The organism is Paenibacillus ihuae (genome assembly GCF_001368795.1).
GTDB classification, from domain to species: Bacteria; Bacillota; Bacilli; order Paenibacillales; family Paenibacillaceae; genus Paenibacillus_AQ; species Paenibacillus_AQ ihuae.
Window position 1 is genome coordinate 111,552 of sequence record NZ_LN831198.1, and the last position, 5,332, is coordinate 116,883.

6 protein-coding genes are annotated in these 5,332 nt (G+C 53.5%); 4 read left to right on the top strand and 2 right to left on the bottom strand.

Annotated elements, in window-relative coordinates; translation table 11 throughout:
- Together AQR02_RS33250 and AQR02_RS00505 are read left to right on the top strand one after the other, a co-directional pair.
- The coding region (locus AQR02_RS33250; RefSeq protein ID WP_245237003.1) for a WecB/TagA/CpsF family glycosyltransferase at nt 1-387 on the top strand (387 nt) is incomplete at its 5' end.
- Between the two features lie 192 nt (nt 388-579).
- Nucleotides 580-1,557, top strand: a complete 978-nt coding sequence (locus tag AQR02_RS00505) for a phosphotransferase (RefSeq protein ID WP_054938922.1) — start codon at nt 580-582, stop codon at nt 1,555-1,557.
- A gap of 71 nt (nt 1,558-1,628) precedes the next feature.
- Here AQR02_RS00505 and AQR02_RS00510 read toward each other — a convergent pair whose 3' ends face one another.
- Nucleotides 1,629-2,381 carry an SDR family NAD(P)-dependent oxidoreductase gene (locus tag AQR02_RS00510; protein WP_054938923.1) on the bottom strand — a complete coding sequence of 251 codons (753 nt, stop codon included), beginning with the start codon at nt 2,379-2,381 and terminating at the stop codon, nt 1,629-1,631.
- Nucleotides 2,382-2,525: 144 nt separating this feature from the next.
- On the opposite strand from AQR02_RS00510, the gene aroB reads away from it, so the two are divergent.
- Together aroB and AQR02_RS00520 are read left to right on the top strand one after the other, a co-directional pair.
- Nucleotides 2,526-3,665, top strand: a complete 1,140-nt coding sequence (aroB, locus tag AQR02_RS00515; RefSeq protein ID WP_054938924.1) for a 3-dehydroquinate synthase — start codon at nt 2,526-2,528, stop codon at nt 3,663-3,665.
- A gap of 284 nt (nt 3,666-3,949) precedes the next feature.
- Nucleotides 3,950-4,270 carry a DUF6468 domain-containing protein gene (locus AQR02_RS00520; RefSeq protein WP_054938925.1) on the top strand — a complete coding sequence of 107 codons (321 nt, stop codon included), beginning with the start codon at nt 3,950-3,952 and terminating at the stop codon, nt 4,268-4,270.
- A 133-nt stretch (nt 4,271-4,403) separates the two neighbouring features.
- On the opposite strand, the gene AQR02_RS00525 is transcribed toward AQR02_RS00520, so the two are convergent.
- The coding region (locus tag AQR02_RS00525; RefSeq protein ID WP_159067650.1) for a hypothetical protein at nt 4,404-5,332 on the bottom strand (929 nt) is incomplete at its 5' end.

Genomic DNA, 5,332 nt, shown 5'->3' on the forward strand with positions numbered 1-5,332 from the left:
GAGAAGATTTCCTGCATTTATCCAGAGGTAAAGCTTGCCGGCAGGCATCATGGATTTTTCAGTCCAGGGGAAGAGGCGGGAATTATTGCGGAGATTCAGAGCAGCAAGCCGGATGTGCTTATTCTCGCCATGGGTGCGCCTTATTCGGATAAGTGGCTGCACAGGCACAGGCAGGAGCTTGCCGGGGTTAAGCTGGTGTTTGGTGTCGGCGGCAGTCTGGATGTCATCTCAGGGAAAGTGAAGCCTGCACCGGCGGTGTGGAAAAAGCTTAATCTGGAGTGGGCCCACCGGCTACTGTTCGCTCCTGTTGCCAAAGGCCAGAAATCCCGCTGGCGCAGACAAGCTGCGCTGCCTAAATTTGTCTACCGGACGATCATCAGAAAATAACAGATAAGGGGCAACCGGAGTGATGGAAGAACGTAATAACCGGATTTTGCAGCTGATTTCGCTGATTTCCACCGGGGCAGTAGAATATGTCCGGTCCGCCTTTGGAAGAGAGGCCGTTTCGGTTCTGGTTTGCGGAACATACCTATCGCCGGCAGGAGCAGTAAGCCCAATTTAAATAAGGAAGAGCGCCTTATGGAGATGAGCAATAGCAGAAGGATTGACTTGATTAAAGATACCGTGTATTGCTTCGTATGTCCTGAAGCGGAGGTGCTGAGCGTAGAGAGCGTACCGATGCATTCGGGGTCCCGGGCCGTTGAACTGATACGCAATAAGGTAAGGCTGCAACGAAGAACAGGAATAAAGGCGGGGCCGGATGCGGCTGAGGAGGTTTCGCTTGTTACGAAACTGGCTACTTTTGTGGAGCGTTCGGCACTTTCGCGGCTGTTCTCACAGGCTGCCAATGTTCCGTTCAGCCTGTCGGGCCAGCCGCTGCATGAAGGGCGAAGCCTGCTGTGCATTGAGGACGTGGACTACCGGACAGATTACGGCAAGCTGGATATAGCAGCGCTCCAGGATAAGGAATTGCGGGCGCTGGCTTATATTCATTACGCCAATCTGGGCTGTACTTGTGAAATGCCCTGGCTGCCGAAGGTGGATGAAGACTACATCGCCAAATGCATCAATGAATGGTGGAGACCTTCCTGGGAGCGCGCCAAGGAGAACCCGGTCTTTGCTGAAACGTTCGGGACGGAGATCATCTCCAGGATTGAGGATATTGCCGGACGGATCGTGGAAGACATGGCACCTGTGATTCATGATGAAAGCACCTATACGATGATCCATAATGATCTGAATCCGGGCAACATTCTGGTGAAGGGCAATGATGAGGTTTACTTCATTGACTGGGAAGAGGCACGCTACGGTTCGCTGTTTATGGACATCCCCATGCGCTGCCGGAATCTGCAGCAAGCCGGGGACTACCGCAGGTATCTCGAATCTCTAGGCTGCGGCATTGCGGATCAGCATTTTACCGAACGGTTTGCTGTGGCCTCCCGGTACCTGGGCCTCCGGTTCATGTGCTGGAACTTAGGCGTATGGCAGCAGAATGAACAAGCCAGGAACGGCCTGCTCCGATACATGGAGATGGTAACGCGTCCTTTATTCAGCTAATACAAAAAGCAGACCACTGACAGATAAATATCCGTCTGTGGTCTGCTTTTGAAAATATACACGGTTTTTCTTTAGATGGTATATGGTGTTGCTTCCATCGTTTCCGCCAGGGCCACCGCTGCTTCCAGCGTCATGCCGGCAAAGGCTTGGGCGTGGAGGAAACGCCCGCTTTTCTTGTCGTCCACAAAGGCGCCGACAGCAATTCCCGGGATGACGCTTTCGACCGGACTGGTGGCATTCGGGCCGCCGAGATCGGTCCGGCACCAGCCCGGATCCGTTAAGCTGAGGATGACATCGGTTCCATCCAGCCGGGAAGCCAAATCTTTGGTGAATTTATCGAGCGCCGCTTTGCTGGCTGCATAACCCGCCTGCTCCGGCTCATTTTTAATGCCGCTGGTTGTATTGATGACCCGTCCGAAGCCGCGCCCGATCATCTGAGGAATAAAACGGTTACATATCGTTGCGATGGAAATGAAGTTAATCCGGAAGCTCTGCTCAAAATCCTCCACCGGGGTATTCCAGTAATCGGTTCTGTAGGCGATTTGTACAGCCGCATTATTAAAGACAATATCTACGGGGGTGCCTTTGCCTTCAATTTCATCCAGCATGGCGACCACTTCTTCGTGATTGGCCAGCTCGGCCTGCACACAGTAGACATCAACACCGAGTGCCCGCACCTCTTGTTCCACTTTTGCCGTATGGGCCAGTTCCCTGCTATGGAGAATAAGATTACAGCCTTGTCCGGCCATAAAAAGTGCAGTCTGATAACCGACGCCTCTGCTTGCCCCTGTAATCAGGGCCCATTTGCTTTGTACATTTATCACGAGTATCTCTCCTTATATTGACAGTTAAATGAATATATAAGAATCAACTTACAAAATCCAGTGTTCCAAAGGCAAGTGTAGCACACTATAAGTCCCTATGGATCTATCAAAAAATAGACTAAATGTGGAAAAGGAGTTTTTGCCATGTCCCAACGTTTTCAAGTTGAACTGAAAAAGCTAGTCGACAACTCTTACGAGATTGAAATCGGCGAAAGACTGTTCCCTTCGCTGATCCGTGATTTACAGGCGGGACTTGTGCCGGGTGTGAGCAAATTCGCAATTATTACGGATTCCTCCGTTGAGCCGTTATATGGGCGGCCCCTGCTTACCTTGCTGCGGCAGAACGGTTTTGTGGCTGAGCTGTTTGCGTTTCCAGCCGGGGAGCCATCCAAAACCCGTGAGACCAAGGCGCTCCTGGAGGATCAGCTGCTGAGCCATTCCTACGGACGGGATTGCTGCATCATAGCAGTCGGCGGCGGTGCGGTAACAGATCTGGCCGGCTTCCTGGCCGGGACGTTCGGCCGGGGAGTGCCGAGCCTGAATTATGCAACAACGCTGCTGGCTGCAGCCGATGCTTCTGTTGGCGGCAAAACAGGCGTGAACACGCCGGTCGCCACCAATCTGATCGGTGTACTTCATCAGCCGCGCAAAGTGTATATTGATCTCGCAGCCTGGCGAACGCTCCCTGTCCGTGAGTTCAGAAGCGGCCTGGCGGAGACGATCAAGCATGCCTGTCTGGCAGACGCGAAGTTTTTTGAGTATCTGGAGGATCATATCGGTAAAATCGTGTCACCGGACGGGGAGCTGATCCTCGACCCTGAGACTTGCGAACAGATTGCGCTGCACAACTGCCGGATTAAATACGAAGTAGTGGAGCAGGACGAGCATGAGAGTAATCTTCGCCAGATCCTGAACCTCGGCCATACGGCCGGTAGGGCGCTGGAAGCGGTCAGCGGCTATACGCTGCTGCACGGGGAAGCCGTTGCAGTCGGTCTCGTGATCCAGGCGAAGCTGGGAGTGAAGCTGGGGTATATGACCGGAGAACAGACTGAGCGTGTCGCAGCACTGCTGCGCAGAGCGGGACTTCCGACAGAAATTCCGGACACTATTACAAACCGGATGCTGATGGACAAAATGTACACGGATAAAAAAGTGCGCAGCGGCCGGATCCGCTTCGTCTTCCAGGACGGCATCGGGGCGATGAAGCGTTTTGCAGATGGTTCCTATTCTACTCCGGTGGAGGAAGCGACGATTATGGAGTTGCTGGAAGAGATCCGCGGCTGAGCTATTTTAATCCGGTGAATCCGCCTCCGCTTATCCGGGTAAGTATAGGTAAGGATAAGTATATAAGCTGAACGAGGGGCCACCCAATGGCGAAAGCAGCGAAGGGGAAGTTTGGAACTGTAGGAGCGAATGCGTCCGCCTTTAGGTTTGGATTTCTACCGCGGTTCGCGGTTAAATTCAGGAAATCCAAACCTAACAGTGGCCGGAAGTCCAAACATTCCCCGTAGTTGCAACTACGCCGGATTGGTTAATCTGATGTTTAGTTTATAAAGGAGGAGATATGCATGGGCAACCCGATTAGGGAATTTAAGAACAGTCTCGACGGACTGAAGCAGTCACTGGAAGGTGTCAAGCAGTCTGTAGACGGTTTGAAGGAACCGGTGGATGAAGTGAAGGCCAATATTCAGGAGACCGTGGATGAGGCGAAGTCCCGCTCGGATCGCGTGAAGCTGCAGGTTAGACGGATGAAGGCCTCCGTGCAGGAGACTAAGGCGGTGCTGGGCGAGGTCAGGGAGACGATTTCGGCGGCTGGTGAAGTTCTTTACACACAGAAGCGCCATAGAAGATTGCTCAGCCGCAAGAAGAAAGCAAAAACGATTGGATAAAGCCATCAGTCATCGCTCAAAGTCCTCAACCACATATAGCCTACAAACGCAGAGCAGCGATTCCCCGATAATGGAAGAATCGCTGCTTTGCTCTTTTTTTCGGGAAAAATCTGCTGGTGCGGCAGCCGGTTATTTAATCTGTAGCTGCTTCTTCGTTGAGATTCGCACTCAGGCTCCCCAGTGAATCGACGACAAAGACAGGAACATACTGCTCACCGATCTCTGTCTCTACATAATCGTAGCTGTTCTGATACTGGCCGGTGACGACAGCGGGTCCCGTAATGGAGCCGACATTACCTTGCAGGGAGATATAACGGCCATCAGAGCTGCCGACACTTCTGCCTGCAGAATCAATATAGATATCGCAGTTCAGGGTGACCTTCTTGAACGGGTGAAGCTCCAGCTCGGAAGCAGGGATGAGCGGAGACTCCTGCTGAATTTCTGCAAACTGGTAACTGCCATCCTCACTTAGGCGGTACACTCCGGTCTCGCCAAGCACACCATCCCCGGTATCCGCGTTGGTTACGAGGATTGAGTTATCATCCGGCTGCAGTTCATAACTGTTGCCGGCAAAGGAGAACAGCAGGGAAATGCCCTCCGGCTTAATTTGATAGGCGGAAAAAGCGGTCCGTCCGTCCTCCTGGCTTCCTATAGCTAAGACGACCGGCACTTCGGCCATAGCAGACAGCTGATCGTCAAAGGCTAGCCCGCTAAGCCGTTCGAAGCCGGGAAGGATATCGCCGGTCCGTGTAGAGACTCTGCCGTTATCGCTCAGATCGGCGTAATACAGCCTGCCGCTATTGTCCGTGCCGGCTACAGCGGCCTTGGTGCCGTAGCGTCCGGAGGCTGTGGCCACATGGATATATCTGCCGGCTTCATCGCCGCCCGGCAGCAGGCGGACCGGCTCAGCGGTATTCCAGGCGAGCTGCGCGGCGGCAATCTCGGCTGAGGTATCCTGCAACTGGGAGAGGCCGCTGTACAGCTGGATGGCCTCGGCATATTCGCCGCCGCGGATCAGCCGGGCGGCGCTCTTCAGCAGCTTCGCTGCGCTGCTGTCGATGA

What these genes read in the sequence shown, in the direction of transcription:
- AQR02_RS00505 (WP_054938922.1), top strand. Translation starts at nt 580, where the DNA reads ATGGAGATGAGCAATAGCAGAAGGATTGACTTGATTAAAGATACCGTG.
- aroB (WP_054938924.1), top strand. Translation starts at nt 2,526, where the DNA reads ATGTCCCAACGTTTTCAAGTTGAACTGAAAAAGCTAGTCGACAACTCT.
- AQR02_RS00520 (WP_054938925.1), top strand. Translation starts at nt 3,950, where the DNA reads ATGGGCAACCCGATTAGGGAATTTAAGAACAGTCTCGACGGACTGAAG.